Origin of the sequence: Neobacillus dielmonensis (assembly GCF_000612665.1) — a bacterium.
Taxonomy (GTDB): Bacteria; Bacillota; Bacilli; order Bacillales; family Cytobacillaceae; genus Neobacillus; species Neobacillus dielmonensis.
Map to the genome: position 1 here is coordinate 145191 of NZ_HG942046.1, position 16178 is coordinate 161368.

13 protein-coding genes are annotated in these 16178 nt (G+C 40.0%); all 13 read left to right on the top strand.

The annotated features are described in order from the left end of the window. Positions 1 to 154 precede the first annotated feature (154 nt). The 13 genes from BN2425_RS06380 (at position 155) to BN2425_RS06440 (ending at position 15876) form a co-directional block, all read left to right on the top strand. Positions 155 to 1825, top strand: a complete 1671-nt coding sequence (locus tag BN2425_RS06380) for a ribonuclease J (RefSeq protein WP_042456448.1) — start codon at positions 155 to 157, stop codon at positions 1823 to 1825. A 226-nt stretch (positions 1826 to 2051) separates the two neighbouring features. Further along, entirely contained in the window at positions 2052 to 2807 is a 756-nt protein-coding gene (locus tag BN2425_RS06385) for a ClpP family protease (protein ID WP_042456452.1), read from the top strand. Next, complete coding sequence (locus BN2425_RS06390; protein WP_042456455.1) at positions 2804 to 3043, top strand: YlzJ-like family protein; 240 nt, start codon at positions 2804 to 2806, stop codon at positions 3041 to 3043. Before BN2425_RS06385 ends, BN2425_RS06390 begins: the two co-directional genes overlap by 4 nt. A gap of 137 nt (positions 3044 to 3180) precedes the next feature. Further along, a complete protein-coding gene (locus tag BN2425_RS06395; RefSeq protein WP_042456458.1) occupies positions 3181 to 5535 on the top strand; it encodes an FtsK/SpoIIIE family DNA translocase in 2355 nt (784 codons plus the stop codon). Positions 5536 to 6328: 793 nt separating this feature from the next. Continuing rightward, positions 6329 to 7054, top strand: coding sequence for a GntR family transcriptional regulator (locus tag BN2425_RS06400; RefSeq protein WP_042456461.1), 726 nt, complete (start codon positions 6329 to 6331; stop codon positions 7052 to 7054). A gap of 79 nt (positions 7055 to 7133) precedes the next feature. After that, positions 7134 to 8219 carry a BMP family lipoprotein gene (locus BN2425_RS06405; RefSeq protein WP_042456464.1) on the top strand — a complete coding sequence of 362 codons (1086 nt, stop codon included), beginning with the start codon at positions 7134 to 7136 and terminating at the stop codon, positions 8217 to 8219. Positions 8220 to 8431: 212 nt separating this feature from the next. After that, positions 8432 to 9967 (top strand): ABC transporter ATP-binding protein, encoded by a 1536-nt coding sequence (locus BN2425_RS06410; RefSeq protein ID WP_042456467.1) that lies wholly within the window; start codon positions 8432 to 8434, stop codon positions 9965 to 9967. Further along, positions 9960 to 11006: an ABC transporter permease gene (locus tag BN2425_RS06415; RefSeq protein ID WP_042456470.1), complete on the top strand. Its 1047-nt coding sequence runs from the start codon at positions 9960 to 9962 to the stop codon at positions 11004 to 11006. The genes BN2425_RS06410 and BN2425_RS06415 overlap by 8 nt, the downstream gene beginning before the upstream one ends. Position 11007: 1 nt before the next feature. Continuing rightward, positions 11008 to 11967 (top strand): ABC transporter permease, encoded by a 960-nt coding sequence (locus tag BN2425_RS06420; RefSeq protein WP_042456473.1) that lies wholly within the window; start codon positions 11008 to 11010, stop codon positions 11965 to 11967. Between the two features lie 200 nt (positions 11968 to 12167). Further along, on the top strand, positions 12168 to 13448 hold the full coding sequence (gene yfmF / locus BN2425_RS06425; protein WP_042456476.1) for an EF-P 5-aminopentanol modification-associated protein YfmF: 1281 nt from the start codon (positions 12168 to 12170) through the stop codon (positions 13446 to 13448). Next, a complete protein-coding gene (gene yfmH / locus BN2425_RS06430) occupies positions 13448 to 14740 on the top strand; it encodes an EF-P 5-aminopentanol modification-associated protein YfmH (protein WP_042456479.1) in 1293 nt (430 codons plus the stop codon). Before yfmF ends, yfmH begins: the two co-directional genes overlap by 1 nt. A 75-nt stretch (positions 14741 to 14815) precedes the next feature. Beyond that, positions 14816 to 15538 (top strand): elongation factor P 5-aminopentanone reductase, encoded by a 723-nt coding sequence (gene ymfI, locus BN2425_RS06435; RefSeq protein WP_042456482.1) that lies wholly within the window; start codon positions 14816 to 14818, stop codon positions 15536 to 15538. A gap of 77 nt (positions 15539 to 15615) precedes the next feature. Next, positions 15616 to 15876, top strand: coding sequence for a DUF3243 domain-containing protein (locus BN2425_RS06440; RefSeq protein ID WP_042456485.1), 261 nt, complete (start codon positions 15616 to 15618; stop codon positions 15874 to 15876). The last annotated feature ends 302 nt before the right edge of the window (positions 15877 to 16178 follow it).

A 16178-nucleotide genomic window follows, 5' to 3' on the forward strand; every position in this document is an offset into this window, starting at 1 on the left:
TCAAGTTCTTTTTTTGTTGTAAAGGCTTTCGAGTCTAAAGTATAATAAGTATAACTGATTTCGGTCGGGCAATGTTTTAGAAGCGAAAAGCATCTTCAACACTAGTATGTAACCAAAAGATTAAATTGGACGTCAACATAGGAGGAAACGGATAGTGATTAAGAAAAAAAACCAATCCATTAAAGTGATTGCACTTGGTGGAATAGGAGAAATCGGAAAAAATATGTACCTTGCAGAAGTGGACAAGGACATATTTATTTTAGATGCTGGGCTAATGTTCCCCGAGGAAGAAATGCTTGGTATCGATGTAGTGATTCCGGATATCACCTATTTAAAAGATAACAAGGAACGGGTAAAAGCGATTTTTTTAACACATGGACACGAAGACCATATAGGAGCGCTTCCTTATGTATTACGTGATTTAGATGTACCGGTGTACGGAACGAGGCTAACATTGGCTTTAGCCAATGCCAAATTAAAAGAGTTTGAAGCTGCAGGTAAAGTAGATTTTAAAGAAATTGATTCTAATACAGTTATAAAGTTTGATTCTGTGGACGTTAGTTTTTTTAGAACCAACCATAGTATTCCGGATTCAGTAGGGGTATGCATTCATACATCAGAAGGCGCGATTGTCTATACGGGTGATTTTAAATTTGACCAGGGTGCAACCAAGCTCTATAGACCTGAAATTGGAAAGATGGCTGCAATTGGGGAGTCAGGTGTCCTATGTTTGCTTTCAGACAGTACAGAAGCGGAAAGACCAGGACATACAGTTTCTGAATCAATAGTTGAGCGGGAATTGTCTAATGCCCTTTATAATGCACCGGGCCGGGTTTTTGCTGCCTGTTTTGCATCCGATATTAACAGAATTCAGCATATTTTTAATGTAGCACAAGAAAACAATCGGAAAGTGGCGGTTGTCGGAAAAAGTTTAGAACAAATCTTTCATATTACCCTTGATTTGGGGTATCTAGAAGTTGCAGATGATTTGATTATTCCGATTACAGAAATTAACCAATATCAGGATCGTGAAATTGTCGTCCTTATGACAGGCAGTCAGGGTGAACCGATTGAAGCATTGCAAAAAATGGCCAAGCAGACACATAAGCTAGTCAACATTCAGCCTGGCGATACGGTCTTAATAGCTGCATCTCCGCTTAAGGGAAGTGAAATCCTGCTAGCAAGAACAGTAGATATGCTATTTAGGGCTGGGGCAGACGTTATTTCCGGTAGACGCACGATTCATGTATCAAGCCATGGCAGTCAAGAAGAGTTAAAATTCATGCTTAACTTAATGCAGCCAAAGCTATTCATTCCTGTACACGGCGAATATCGAATGTTAAAGGCACACCGGAAGCTGGCTTTGGGGAACGGGCTGAGAGATGAACAAATTCTGTTCCCAGACCGTGGTGATGTGGTGGAATGGAAAGATGGAAAAGCAACGATTGCAAGCAAAGTTCCATCCGGTAATATCCTGATTGATGGAATTGGTGTTGGCGATGTTGGAAATATAGTATTAAGGGATCGTAAGCTATTATCACAAGATGGAATTTTAATTGTTGTGGTGACCTTAACCAAACAACAGGAAAAGAAAATTGCAGCAGGGCCGGAAATTATCTCAAGAGGATTTGTCTATGTTCGTGAATCAGAAAAGCTAATGGACGATTCGACCAAATTGGTTCGGGATATTGTAGAAAAAAATCTGGCAAAAGCCGTATTTGAATGGTCTAGTTTAAAACAGGAAATCAGGGATGAACTAAATCGTTATTTATATGAAAAGACGAAAAGAAGACCGATGATTTTGCCAATCATAATGGAAGTTTAAAATGCAGAGAAATAGGAGGATGGCGCGATAGAGGGTTTTACCCAATCGGTCATCCTTTTTATTTTTTAGGCTGTGTGGTTTGGGTGTTGTTTCTCGCCTCAATCACATTGGCTTTTAACACAGCCATTTTCAAGTTAAATCCTTATCGTTAATTTTATCCCTTCTAGCATGAATTTATGGTAGTGGTTAATAATAAAAGATATCATGCGTTGAAGGGAGTATTAGGATGAATAATGATTTTCTAAGAAACAATTCCGATAATCAAGAAGGACAAAACCCTTCCAAAGAGGAGAAGCCAACGTCCCCATTAATAGAAAAAATACAGCAGCTCGGGCAAACCAATGTACCGCAATTTTCATCGGATTCTAAAATACATTGTCTGACGATTGTTGGCCAAATTGAGGGACATCTGGCCCTTCCACCACAAAATAAAACGACGAAGTATGAACATCTTATTCCTCAGCTGGTAGCTATTGAGCAAAACTCGAATATCGAAGGGGTGTTAATCATCCTAAATACAGTAGGCGGAGACGTTGAAGCCGGTTTGGCTATTTCAGAAATGCTGGCTACTCTCTCAAAACCTACTGTTTCGATTGTTCTAGGAGGAGGTCACTCGATTGGAGTGCCAATCGCTGTTTCTTGTAACTATTCTTTTATTACGGAGACGGCCACAATGACCATTCATCCGATTCGATTGACAGGGTTAGTAATTGGTGTACCGCAAACATTTGAGTATTTGGATAAAATGCAAGAACGTGTGGTTAACTTTGTCACAAAGCATTCGAATATTCCGGAAGAAACATTTAAAGATCTAATGTTTGCCAAAGGAAACTTGACGAGGGACATCGGAACGAATGTCATTGGCGAGGATGCCGTAAAATACGGATTAATCGACGAAATCGGCGGAATAGGTCAAGCCATGAAGAAATTAAATGAACTGATTGATCTTCATAAAGAGAAGAACGAAGGATTGATTCAATGATTCTATATACGACGATGCCGTATGAACTAGTATTTCCCTATGAAGCCGAACAGTTTCATAAACAGCAAGTGGTATCCTACAAAGGTATTCCAATGCTAGTTGAGATGTCAGGAGCCCAATACGCACAGGTAGTGCGTATCTTAAGTAGTGACCCTCAGCATTTTATGGATGAGCAAATTTGTCCGGGGACAAAAATTTCGTTTGCAAATCTTGATGGATGGCAGAGTCTTAACTAAGCAATTTATGGTATAATCAGGGTAGTCAGACAAGAGCAGCCAAATCGGCTGCTTTCTTCCTTTTAGTAATATTGTGTAATTATCATTAAAGTGGGGAGACAGTCAATAGAAAACTACTATTAATATTAGGTGATTAGATGGCCAAAAAAAAGAAAAGACAACCGAAAAGAAGAGACGCGCAACTTAAAAAAACCCTAAAATATGAATTGACGGCATTAGCATTACTTGCCCTAGCCATCATCTCCATCGCAAAGCTGGGAGCAGTAGGTAAGGCAACAGTTCTTTTCTTCCGTTTTTGGATGGGTGAATGGTATATGCTCAGTTTACTGGGCATGGTTCTATTAAGCATTTATTTCATGTGGAAGCGAGATATGCCTTTTTTCTTTCATATAAAGTTAGTGGGAAGCTACTTTGTCATTTCTGCCATACTCCTTTTGAGTCATGTATCTTTATTCCATCCACTGCTAGCCGATGGAAAACTTAGAAACCCAAGTGTAATTAAGAATACATGGGAATTGTTCATGATGGAACTTCGTGGTGAAACCAGTACAACTGATTTAGGCGGAGGAATTATTGGAGCTATATTATATGCCTTATTCCATTATTTATTCGCAGAAACTGGGACTAAAATTATTGCGTTTATTTTTATCATGATTGGTTTTATATTGTTGACAGGAAAATCGTTTGGGGAGCTACTTGCAAAAATCATGACTGCTGGTTTTGGTTTCTTTAAAACACAGTGGGATGAATTCAAAACCGACATGACAGATTGGAAACAAAAGCAGCAAGAAAAGAAAAATCAACGAAGGGTCAATCGTCGTGGAGGACAAAGCCCCGAAGCGGGTACAATTCCTGCAGGTGCCTTAATAACCCAAGAACCTCAACCAGAGGAAATGGCTGTTCCTGAACCAATTATCTCCAACTTTGCTGATCGGGCATATGTAGAAGAAGAACATGCAAACGAGCCTAATCATCCAGACAAGCCCAAACAAAGAGGGAAGAAGCAAGAGGAAGAACCAGAAGAGGATAATTCACCGCCAATTACCTTCACTGAAGTGGAAAATGTCGATTATGAATTACCCCCGCTTAGGCTGTTAAAGCTTCCTAAGAAAACGGACCAAAGTGGAGAATATGAACTGATTAATAAGAATGCGGCAAAACTAGAAAGAACGTTTCAAAGCTTCGGTGTAAAGGCCCGGGTAACTCAAGTTCATTTAGGCCCGGCTGTGACCAAATATGAAGTTCATCCAGATATCGGAGTCAAGGTAAGCAAAATTGTTAGTCTTAGTGATGATATTGCCTTGGCACTAGCGGCTAAAGGGATACGGATTGAAGCCCCAATTCCTGGGAAATCAGCTATTGGAATTGAAGTTCCGAATACTGAAGTGGCCATGGTGTCACTTCGTGAAGTTCTAGAGGCGACCCAAAATGATAAGCCAGATGCGAAGCTTATGATCGCTTTAGGAAGAGATATAACCGGTGAAGCGGTTATGGCGGAATTAAATAAAATGCCTCACCTATTGGTTGCCGGAGCAACAGGGAGCGGGAAAAGTGTTTGTATCAATGGTATCATTACCAGTTTATTAATGCGTGCAAAACCTCACGAAGTAAAATTAATGATGATCGACCCTAAAATGGTTGAACTGAATGTTTACAATGGTATTCCACATTTGCTGGCTCCTGTTGTGACAGACGCTAAAAAAGCATCACAGGCATTAAAAAAGGTAGTAAGTGAGATGGAACGGCGTTATGAATTATTCTCACACACAGGGACTCGAAATATTGAGGGATATAACGATCATGTTCGACAACACAATCTTGAAGAAGATGATAAACAGCCGCTTTTACCATACATTGTAGTCATTGTGGACGAGCTGGCAGATTTAATGATGGTTGCTTCATCGGATGTGGAAGATTCTATAACTAGACTTGCCCAGATGGCCCGGGCTGCAGGGATTCATCTAATTATTGCAACACAAAGGCCTTCAGTAGATGTAATTACAGGTGTAATCAAAGCAAATATCCCTTCGAGAATTGCTTTTGCTGTTTCCAGCTCAACTGATTCCCGAACCATTCTTGATATGGGGGGAGCTGAAAAACTGTTGGGAAGAGGGGACATGCTGTTTATGCCAGTGGGAGCGACAAAACCTGTCCGAGTTCAAGGGGCATTCCTCTCTGATCAAGAGGTGGAAGATACGGTTGAGTTTGTCATTTCTCAGCAAAAGGCCCAATATCAAGAGGAAATGATCCCGGACGATGTACCAGAAGCAACAGGTGAAGTTGATGATGAACTTTATGAGGAAGCTGTTGAACTGGTTATTAATATGCAGACAGCATCCGTCTCAATGCTGCAGCGCCGCTTCCGTATCGGTTATACAAGAGCTGCTCGGCTAATAGACGAAATGGAGGTTAGAGGAGTAGTTGGTCCATATGAAGGAAGCAAACCAAGAGCTGTTCTAATTTCAAAACCGAATGAAGAAAAAAGCTCGTAAAAGGTAAAAAATGGTTCATCTGTAATTGAAAGAAAAAAAGTTGAACTGCTTTGAGGCTGTCGAAAACATTCGACAGCCTCTTATTTTATCAACTAATCTAATAAATCACCTCGTTAACTTATTATTGTAAAGTATACATAAAAAAACGCGAAGCTTCGCAGAGTTTAAGAGTTGGACGGACTTCGCTATTTCAGGTTACGGGATTTAACAATGAAAGGAGGTCCTCAAGACTGAAGCCTGCCAAAATAGAAATAGATTGCAAAAAACTTAGATTATGATAATACATAATTTCATCCGATGAAAATTCATGGATGTTTTCCTTGTGCTAACACATTTTCTTCGTGGTGTAAAATTCAAGGAAGTTATTTCAGTGTCCTGCGGGAGTATGGGGGGGAGACCCCATAGGCGCTGAAGCACCTGAAGTGGAGATTCACTGGCCCATATCAGGAAACATTAATTAATATATCTAAAAAAAATGTCGAGAAATATCCTTTCTCGACATTTTGAATGAACTGAACTCTTTTTTAGTAATAAATTTTAAAAAACACGAATAAAAATTAATAGGCAAATATACCTATTATAATTATAATCTGTTAAGGTGATTATTCAATTATAGCAGATATAAATGGACAAAAGGCTTGCTAATCTTAACAATTTTTTTATATGTGCCTTTTTTCGACAAATTCTAGAATTTCTATTTATTTATAGCAGGAAACATGATAATATAAATCACGATTAGTAGGAATGATATCAGATGTCTGATGTCTTAGGAAAAAGGCTGGGGGATAGCAGCATGTCCATAAAGTCAGATAACCGCCATTTATATTTACAAGTGATTGACCGCCTGAAGCAAGATATTGAATCGGGGGTATATAAAGAGAAAGAAAAACTGCCTTCAGAATTTGATCTTGCAAAACAGCTCGGGGTAAGCAGAGCTACCTTAAGGGAAGCCTTGCGCATTCTAGAGGAAGAAAACGTCATTATCAGACGCCATGGTGTGGGAACATTTGTAAATGCACGGCCGTTATTTACTTCAGGTATTGAACAGCTAAATAGCGTCACAGACATGATTGCACATGCAGGCATGAAACCAGGAACCATTTTTCTTAGATCATCTAAACAAGTTCCTACCGAAGAGGATATTCGTCGTTTCAATTGTTCTCAAAATGAGGAAATAGTTGTGATGGAACGGGTACGGACCGCAAATGGGGAACCAGTAGTCTATTGTATTGACAAAGTACCTTCCCATATTTTGCCCGATACCTTTTCTCATGAGGAAGAATCCATTTTCAATATTTTAGATGGGGCCGCACATAAAAGAATTACATATGCGATCGCACAAATAGAACCAATCGGCTACCATGAAAAAATATCTCCCATTTTAGAATGTGAACCAGAAACTGCATTGTTAGTATTAAAACAAATGCATTACGATGAAATGGATGAGCCTATTCTCTATTCGGTGAATTTTTTTAAAGCTGATAAATTTAGTTTTCATGTACTTAGGAAACGTGTTTAAACAACACAGATCTTGGTAAACTAATTTATCTATTAATGCATTTCTACTAGATCAACAACAAAATTAGGGGGTAAATACCTTGAAAAAGCGTAAAATTGGAATGGCGCTATCCTTAGTTCTTGCTGCTGGCACACTGTTGGGCGCATGTGGTAAAAGCGATGACAATGCTGGCAAAGATGATGCAAAAGGCGGAGACAAAGACAAAGCTTTTACAGTAGCGATGGTTACTGACGTTGGCGGTGTTGATGACAAATCCTTTAACCAATCCGCTTGGGAAGGTCTTCAGGCATTTGGTAAAGATAACAGCATGGAAAAAGGTAAAAACGGGTATGATTACCTTCAATCTAAATCAGATGCTGATTATTCTACAAACTTAAATACACTCGCACGTCAAGATTTTGACCTAGTATTCGGTATTGGTTTCATGATGCAAGGTGCAGTGGAAGAAATTGCGAAACAACAAAAAGACAGCCATTTTGCAATTGTCGATTCCCAGGTTGATCAGCCAAACGTAGCTAGCATTCTCTTCAAAGAGCAAGAAGCTTCTTTCCTAGTCGGTATTGCAGCTGGAATGGCTACACAATCCGATAAAATCGGCTTTATTGGCGGTATGGAAAGCGAAGTAATTGAGCGTTTTGAAGCAGGATTTGTAGCAGGCGTTAAAGCGGCTAATCCTGATGCGACTGTTGATATCCAATATGCAGGTGCTTTTGATAAAGCTGAGCTTGGTCAAACCATTGCTTCTAAAATGTATTCTTCTGGTGCTGACGTTATTTTCCACGCTGCTGGTGCAACTGGTAATGGCCTATTTAAAGAAGCTGTTGACCGTAAGGCGAAAAACCCTGACGCAACGATTTGGGCAATTGGTGTAGACCGTGACCAAGCTGATATGGGTGCAGACGTCGTTCTTACTTCTGCTGTCAAACGTGTTGACGTTGCAGTTCAAGATACAGCTACAAAGGCTAAGGAAGGCAATTTCCCTGGTGGTAAAGTAACATTATACGGATTAGCTGAAGATGGTGTAGCAGCTGCTCCAATTAACGCTAAAGTTTCAAATAAAGCTGAAATCGATGCAGCTATTAAGACTTGGGTTGACAAGATTAAATCCGGAGATGTAAAGGTTCCTGGTACACGTGCAGAACTAAAGTCATTTAGCGCACAATAATAATAAATTCAAGGAATAAGCAGGAGAATTTATCCTTCTTATTCCTTCTTATTGAAATCATAACTGAAGCGTAGAAAGGCTTTTCTACTTTTCATTTAGGGTTTTAGCAGGGAGGGGATTCCTCTGTTTTTTTAAAAACGGTTAAAGGTCTGACCTCTTACTACTATTGGTTAAAATTTCCTTACCTTTATGACAGGGAGTGAGAAATCGTAATGGATTATGTTATTGAGATGCTGAACATTCGCAAAGAGTTTAACGGCTTCGTTGCTAATGATAATATTACCCTCCAATTAAAAAAAGGGGAAATTCATGCATTGCTCGGTGAAAACGGTGCGGGTAAATCAACCTTAATGAATGTTCTCTTTGGCTTGTATCAACCGGAACAAGGCGAAATACGTGTTAAGGGCAAGCCGGTAAAAATAACAGACCCAAACGTGGCAAATGATTTAGGAATCGGCATGGTGCACCAACATTTTATGCTTGTTGATGTTTTTTCTGTAACGGAAAATATTATTCTTGGCAGAGAGATTACCTCAAAAGGACGTATTGACATCAAAAAGGCGGAACAGGAAGTTCGGGAAATATCGGAACGTTATGGTTTAGCCGTTGATCCTCAAGCAAAAATCTCTGATATTTCTGTTGGAATGCAACAAAGGGTAGAAATTCTAAAAACACTTTACCGGGGCGCGGAAATTTTAATTTTCGATGAACCTACAGCAGTTTTAACACCTCAGGAAATCAAAGAATTAATTCAAATCATGAAAACGCTTATTAAAGAGGGCAAATCTATCATCCTTATTACCCATAAATTAAAAGAAATTATGGAAGTAGCTGACCGCTGCACCGTTATCCGGAAAGGCAAGGGAATTGGTACGGTTAATGTTAGTGAGACCAATCCGGATGAACTTGCTAGAATGATGGTTGGTCATGATGTTGTCTTTAAAGTGGATAAAAAACCTGCAAAACCGGATCAGAATGTCCTTGAAGTGAAGGATTTGGTTGTGAAAGATTCTCGAGGAGTCACGGTTGTCAACGGGTTGGATTTGGATGTCCGGGCAGGAGAAATTGTCGGAATTGCTGGGGTGGATGGCAATGGACAATCTGAATTTATTGAAGCGATCACGGGTTTGCGTAAGGCAGACAGCGGCAATGTGAAGCTAAACGGAAAGGACATCTTTAACCTTACACCAAGAAAGGTTAAGGAATCTGGGGTTGGCCATATTCCACAGGACCGCCATAAACATGGACTAGTGTTAAACTTTCCAATCGGGGAGAATATGGTCCTACAAAACTATTATAAGCAACCATATTCCAAACGAGGAATTTTAAATTTTAAGAATATCTACCAGCAGGCCAGAAAACTAATAGGTGAGTTTGACGTTCGGACACCCAACGAATATGTTTTGGCTAGAGCTCTTTCCGGTGGAAACCAGCAGAAGGCAATCATTGGGCGTGAGGTGGATGATAATCCTGATTTACTCATTGCTGCTCAGCCAACTCGCGGTCTTGACGTAGGGGCTATTGAGTTTATCCATAAACGATTAATCGAACAGCGCGATAATGGAAAAGCAGTCCTGCTTGTGTCGTTCGAACTGGATGAAATTATGAACGTCAGCGATCGAATTGCTGTCATTTATGAAGGGAAAATCGTTGCAGTTGTAGATCCAAAAGAAACTGATGAACAGGAACTTGGATTGTTAATGGCTGGATCGAGCAGAAAGAAAGCGGGTGAAAGTACGAATGTCTAAACGCTTAATCGGTCTTCTAACACCAATTATTGCGGTGCTTTTGGGAATTATTGTTGGAACTATTATTATGCTGGCTAGCGGATATGACCCGGTAGCAGCCTATTCGGCCCTATGGAATGGGGCTTTTGGAGAGATTTATTATACAGGTGAAGTCATTCGGCAGGTTACTCCTTATATTCTAGCGGGTTTAGCAGTGGCATTTGCCTTTCGTGTTGGATTATTCAATATTGGGGTTGAAGGTCAATTCCTAGTGGGCTGGCTAGCTGCTGTATGGGTAGGAATCTCCTTTGATTTGCCAAAAATCATTCACCTGCCTCTTGCTATCATTGCTGCAGCAGTTGCAGGAGCGCTTTGGGCGTTTATTCCTGGGTTATTAAAAGCACGTCTCAGGGTACACGAAGTAATTGTAACGATTATGTTGAATTATACTGCATTGCATGTATCCAACTATATTATTAAAAATGTGTTGACTGATCATAAAGACAAAACAGGTCTTGTTAAAGACTCTGCCACTTTAAGGTCAGAATGGCTCCAAGGCATAACCGATTATTCACGTCTCCATTGGGGAATCATTGTTGCTATTATCTGTTGTTTCATAATGTGGTTTTTATTGGAAAGAACTACAAGAGGCTTTGAGTTAAGGGCAGTTGGTTTTAACCAACATGCAGCACAGTATGCTGGGATGAATGTGAATCGTAATATTATTTTATCGATGGTCATATCGGGTGCATTTGCCGGTTTAGCAGGGGCAATGGAAGGTTTAGGTACCTTCGGCTATGTGACCGTAAAAGGCGGTTTTACAGGTGTAGGTTTTGATGGTATTGCAATTGCACTCCTCGGGGGCAACTCCGCTCTAGGGGTATTTTTCTCGGCCATTTTATTTGGAGCATTAAAAGTTGGGGCGTTAAACATGCCGTTAGAAGCAGGTGTTCCGAACGAACTAGTTGATATTATTATTGCCTTAATTGTATTCTTTGTCGCTTCAAGCTATATCATAAGAAAATTACTTGATCGATTCGGCAAGAAGGAGGTGAAGTAAGTTGAGCTTAATGGATATTTTAACCATTGTTGTACCGTCAACTTTGCTATGGGCTGCTCCGCTTATCTTCACTGCATTAGGAGGAATCTTCTCGGAGCGTTCTGGTGTCGTTAACATCGGACTTGAAGGCTTAATGGTTGTTGGTGCCTTTACATCTATTGTATTTAACCTGACATTTGTGGATACGTTTGGCAATGCTACACCTTGGATTGCGCTGGTTGTGGCAATGGTTGTTGCAGCATTATTTTCTATCTTACATGCGGTGGCTGCGATTACGTTTAGAGCGGACCATACCGTTTCCGGTGTTGCCATTAACCTGTTAGCAACAGGAACTACCTTATTCCTTGTTAAGCAAATTTATGGCAAAGGAGAAACAGGGATTATCAGTAAAGGTTTTAGCAAAATTGATATTCCTGTTCTAAAAGATATACCTTTTCTCGGAAAAATCTTTTTCCAAAATACGTACTGGACATCATTTCTTGCCATTGTCGTAGCTTTTATTGCATGGTATATCGTATTTAAAACACCATTTGGGCTTCGACTTCGTTCAGTTGGGGAACATCCAATGGCAGCAGATACGATGGGAATTAACGTGACCAAAATGCGTTACTTAGGGGTTATCATTTCTGGTGCTCTTGGTGGTCTTGGCGGAGCCGTTTATGCTCAATCGATTACGTCGAACTTCAGCCATGCAACCATCAGTGGTCAGGGTTTTATGGCCATGGCAGCCATGATTTTTGGTAAATGGCATCCGCTTGGCGCTCTTGGTGCCGGTATCTTCTTTGGCTTTGCCCAGAGTATTAGTATCATCGGTTCAAGCTTGCCGTTTCTGAAAGAAATACCTAATGTATATTTATTAATTGCACCATATATTTTAACCATCCTTGCCTTGACTGGATTTATTGGCCGTGCCGATGCACCTAAAGCATCAGGTACCCACTACATCAAGGGAAGCCGTTAAAACAAAAGGTAGACCCCTCAGTTTTACTGGAGGGGTCTTTTTTTGCGAAATAGTGGAAAAAGATTGCTATAACCAAGCTTGAAAAATTATAGTTAGGGTATAGGTTTTATCGAGAAGGTAAAAATAGAAAGAAAAATGTTTACATATGATAGAATTGACCGCAAAAAAGAAATGAACGATTCTGATAAGGAGGAAGGTAAATGATCGCTGTTTCAGAAAAAATTACTGAAATGCCAGGATATAAACTGCATGTCATTGAAACGGATAAATATAAAACCAATACTATCGTCTGGAGAATGAAAGCCCCGTTAGATAAGGAAAACGTTACAAAACGAGCACTTCTTCCGCATGTTCTGCAAAGCAGCTCGGCAAAATACCCCACAACTACCGCTTTGCGTTCCTATTTAGATGAATTATATGGGGCAACCTTATATGTGGATTTAGCTAAAAAAGGCGAATACCATATCATCAGTTTTCTAATTGAAATTGCCAATGAAAAATTTTTATCAGATCCTAGTCCGTTACTCAGAAAAGGTTTTGAACTATTAACAGAGATTCTTACTAATCCTCATAAATCCGGGAGTGGTTTTGAACCAGGAACGATTGAAAAAGAGAAGCGTACCTTAAAACAGCGGATCCAGTCTGTCTACGATGATAAAATGCGTTACTCCAACGTACGGCTTATTGAAGAAATGTGCAAAGGCGAGCCATATGCGCTCCAAGTAAATGGTGAGGCAGAAGACGTTGAGGCGATTACGCCTGAAAATTTATATGAATATTATCAACATGCATTCTCTGAGGATGAGATGGACCTATATGTGGTAGGGGATGTAAAAGAAGAAGAAGTGAAGAGTTTTGCATCTGAACTTCTGAAATTTGAAAACAGGACACCCAAAGACACAAATGGACGAGAATCGAACCAGAAAGAAAATGTACATGAAGTGAAAGAAAATCAGGATGTCAAACAAGGTAAATTAAATATCGGTTATCGCACCAACATTAAATATGGCGACCCTGATTATTTTGCATTGCAGGTGTTTAATGGCATTTTCGGAGGTTTCTCACATTCCAAATTATTTATCAATGTTCGGGAGAAGGCAAGCCTGGCTTATTATGCTGCTAGCCGTCTCGAAAGCCATAAAGGTTTAATGATGGTCATGTCTGGGATTGACAACAATAACTATGATCAAGCTGTGAAAATTATTAACGAGCAAATGGAAGCAATGAAGAAGGGGGATTTTTCGGATGAGGAATTAACCCAAACAAAAGCAGTCATCCGAAACCAAATCTTGGAGACCATCGATACATCGAGAGGCCTGCTGGAATTACTTTATCATAATGTCGTTGCCCATACGGAGATCAACTTGGATGCATGGTTAACAGGAATGGAAAACGCAACAAAAGAAGAAATTGTCGCAGTGGCAGATAAAATTAGTTTAGACACGATTTACTTTTTAACCGGAACGGAGGCGGGCAAATAATGGAAAAAATTAATTTTGACCAGCTTCAAGAAGAGCTATATCATGAAAAACTACCAAATGGCTTAAATGTGTATATTTTGCCTAAGAAAGGTTTTAACAAAACTTATGCGACCTTTACCACCAAGTATGGTTCTGTTGATAATACCTTTGTACCTCTTGGTAAAACAGAATTCGTTAAAGTGCCGGACGGAATCGCCCATTTTTTAGAGCATAAACTGTTTGAAAAAGAAGATGGCGATGTATTTCAGCAATTTAGCAAACAAGGTGCTTCTGCGAATGCTTTTACATCGTTTACAAGAACGGCTTATTTATTTTCTAGTACATCCGATGTGGAGAAAAACTTGGAAACCTTGATTGACTTTGTTCAAGAACCATATTTTTCTGAAAAGACAGTTGAGAAAGAAAAAGGGATTATTGGCCAGGAGATCACCATGTACGATGATAATCCTGATTGGCGCCTCTATTTTGGACTTATTGAAAACCTTTATGAAAAGCATCCAGTAAATATTGATATAGCGGGGACGATTGAGTCCATCTCCCATATCACAAAAGATTGGCTGTATGAGTGCTATAATACGTTCTACCACCCAAGCAACATGCTGCTGTTTATCGTTGGACCGGTAAATCCTGAGGGAATTATGAATCAGGTTAAAGCAAACCAAGCTAAAAAGGACTACCAAGAAATGCCCGAGATCAAACGACAGTTTGAAGAGGAACCGTTACATGCAGCTAAGAAAAAACAAGTGATGCAAATGAATGTCCAAACGTCTAAATGTTTGGTGGGAATAAAAGCTCTCCATGTAGACCAACAGGGGAACGAAATGTTGAAAAATGAATTAACCATGAATGTATTGCTTGATTTATTGTTTGGAAAAAGTTCTGCTAATTATAACCAACTTTATGATGATGGATTGGTGGATGACACATTCTCCTACGACTATACACAAGAACAGGGATTCGGGTTTGCCATGGTTGGCGGGGATACTAGTGACCCTGAGCAGCTTGCGGCAAGGCTAAAAGACATGCTAATGGCTGCTAAATCAGCAGGAAGCATTTCTGAAGATCAATTAGAACGGGCAAAGAAGAAAAAGATTGGAGCATTCTTGCGAGCGGTTAATTCTCCGGAATACATTGCCAATCAATTCACCAGGTATGCCTTTAATGAAATGAACTTATTTGACGTAGTACCAACATTGGAAAACATATCATTACAAGATATTCAATCCTTAGCACAAGAGATGATTTCCGAAGAGCGGATTTCGGTATGCCAAGTAGTTCCAAAGGGAAAATAACAGGAAGCGCCGCAAATTATGGCGCTTCTTTCCTATGGAAAAAAGACTGTAGAGCGTTGAGAAAGAGATGATGAAATGAAAAAATATGCACTCATTACGGGAGCGAGCGGAGGAATCGGCCAAGCAGTGGCTGTGAAATTAGCTGAGAATGGTTATAATCTGTATTTGCATTATAATCAGAACATACTATCGATGAATGGCTTATTGGAAAAACTAAGCGTTTATAATGGCGAATATTTTCCTATTCATGCTGATTTATCTCAACCAGAAAGCTATAAAAGTGTTGCTTCGCAAATCTTCTCGTTAGATTCGATCATACACTGCGGCGGTTTTAGCAAATATGGATTATTGATGGATTTAGAACTTGACGAGGCTGTTGATTTACTGAACGTACATGTTTTAAGTCCTTTAATGTTAACCAAAGAACTACTACCAAAATTGATCAATAAGAAATCCGGAAATATCGTCGTGATTTCATCGATTTGGGGACAGACCGGTGCATCCTGCGAGGTGGCGTATTCAGCCGCAAAAGGCGCCCAGATTGCTTTTGTTAAAGCGCTTAGCAAAGAAGTGGCCCTAAACGGTATCCGTGTAAATGCCATTGCACCTGGTGCCATTGACACCAGTATGTTAGAGGGATTTACGGAAGAAGACTTAGAAAGGCTAGCGTATGAAATTCCAATGGGCAGGCTTGGTCAGCCCGAGGAGATCGCCAAAGGTGTCTCTTTCTTATTATCAGACGAATCGAGTTATATGACTGGACAAGTACTCGCCATTAATGGCGGATGGTACATGTGATTTCAATTTTTTCATGTATAGTTTGAGTCTTGCCTTCGCAAAATAACCTTGTACCAATCTTAAGGAGGTAAAGAAACATGTCTATGTTAAATGACTGGAAGGAATGGGAAGACTTCCTTGCTAACCGCCTTCATCAAGCTCAAGATAAAGGAATGAGTGAAGGTGCCATCTCAAGCTTAGCTCATCAAGTTGGGGATTACCTTGCCAGTAATGTGGATCCCAAAAACGAACAGCAAAGAGTTTTGGCTGACCTCTGGTCTGTAGCTGATGAGAAAGAGCAGCAAGCTATCGCTAACATGATGGTAAAACTTGTACAAAATAACGGCACTGAACAATAATTTGAGAGGAGGAGGTTCTCCTCTCTTTTTTTATGTGCTGCGTTGAGTATTGGCTCAGTTAAACCCTAATTGTGATGTTTTTAACTCTGTTGGTCGGAGCGGAAAGCGATCGACTCCTCGAAATCCTCAATTATGCTATTGCATTTTCGTGCGAAGAAAAGTTCATGTGGTTTCCTTGTGCTAATGTATTTTCTTCGTGCGTGGAAGTCGAGGATGAATTTCAGTGTCCTGAGGGAGTATTGGGCTTGGGAGAGAGACCCTGAAGGCGCTTTCATCGCGGATTGAGGCTCCCCGGGCACGCC

Coding starts and splice junctions, on each gene's coding strand:
- BN2425_RS06440 (WP_042456485.1), top strand. CDS start 15,616: ATGTCTATGTTAAATGACTGGAAGGAATGGGAAGACTTCCTTGCTAAC.
- ymfI (WP_042456482.1), top strand. CDS start 14,816: ATGAAAAAATATGCACTCATTACGGGAGCGAGCGGAGGAATCGGCCAA.
- BN2425_RS06400 (WP_042456461.1), top strand. CDS start 6,329: ATGTCCATAAAGTCAGATAACCGCCATTTATATTTACAAGTGATTGAC.
- BN2425_RS06390 (WP_042456455.1), top strand. CDS start 2,804: ATGATTCTATATACGACGATGCCGTATGAACTAGTATTTCCCTATGAA.
- BN2425_RS06395 (WP_042456458.1), top strand. CDS start 3,181: ATGGCCAAAAAAAAGAAAAGACAACCGAAAAGAAGAGACGCGCAACTT.
- yfmH (WP_042456479.1), top strand. CDS start 13,448: ATGGAAAAAATTAATTTTGACCAGCTTCAAGAAGAGCTATATCATGAA.
- BN2425_RS06410 (WP_042456467.1), top strand. CDS start 8,432: ATGGATTATGTTATTGAGATGCTGAACATTCGCAAAGAGTTTAACGGC.
- yfmF (WP_042456476.1), top strand. CDS start 12,168: ATGATCGCTGTTTCAGAAAAAATTACTGAAATGCCAGGATATAAACTG.
- BN2425_RS06385 (WP_042456452.1), top strand. CDS start 2,052: ATGAATAATGATTTTCTAAGAAACAATTCCGATAATCAAGAAGGACAA.
- BN2425_RS06415 (WP_042456470.1), top strand. CDS start 9,960: ATGTCTAAACGCTTAATCGGTCTTCTAACACCAATTATTGCGGTGCTT.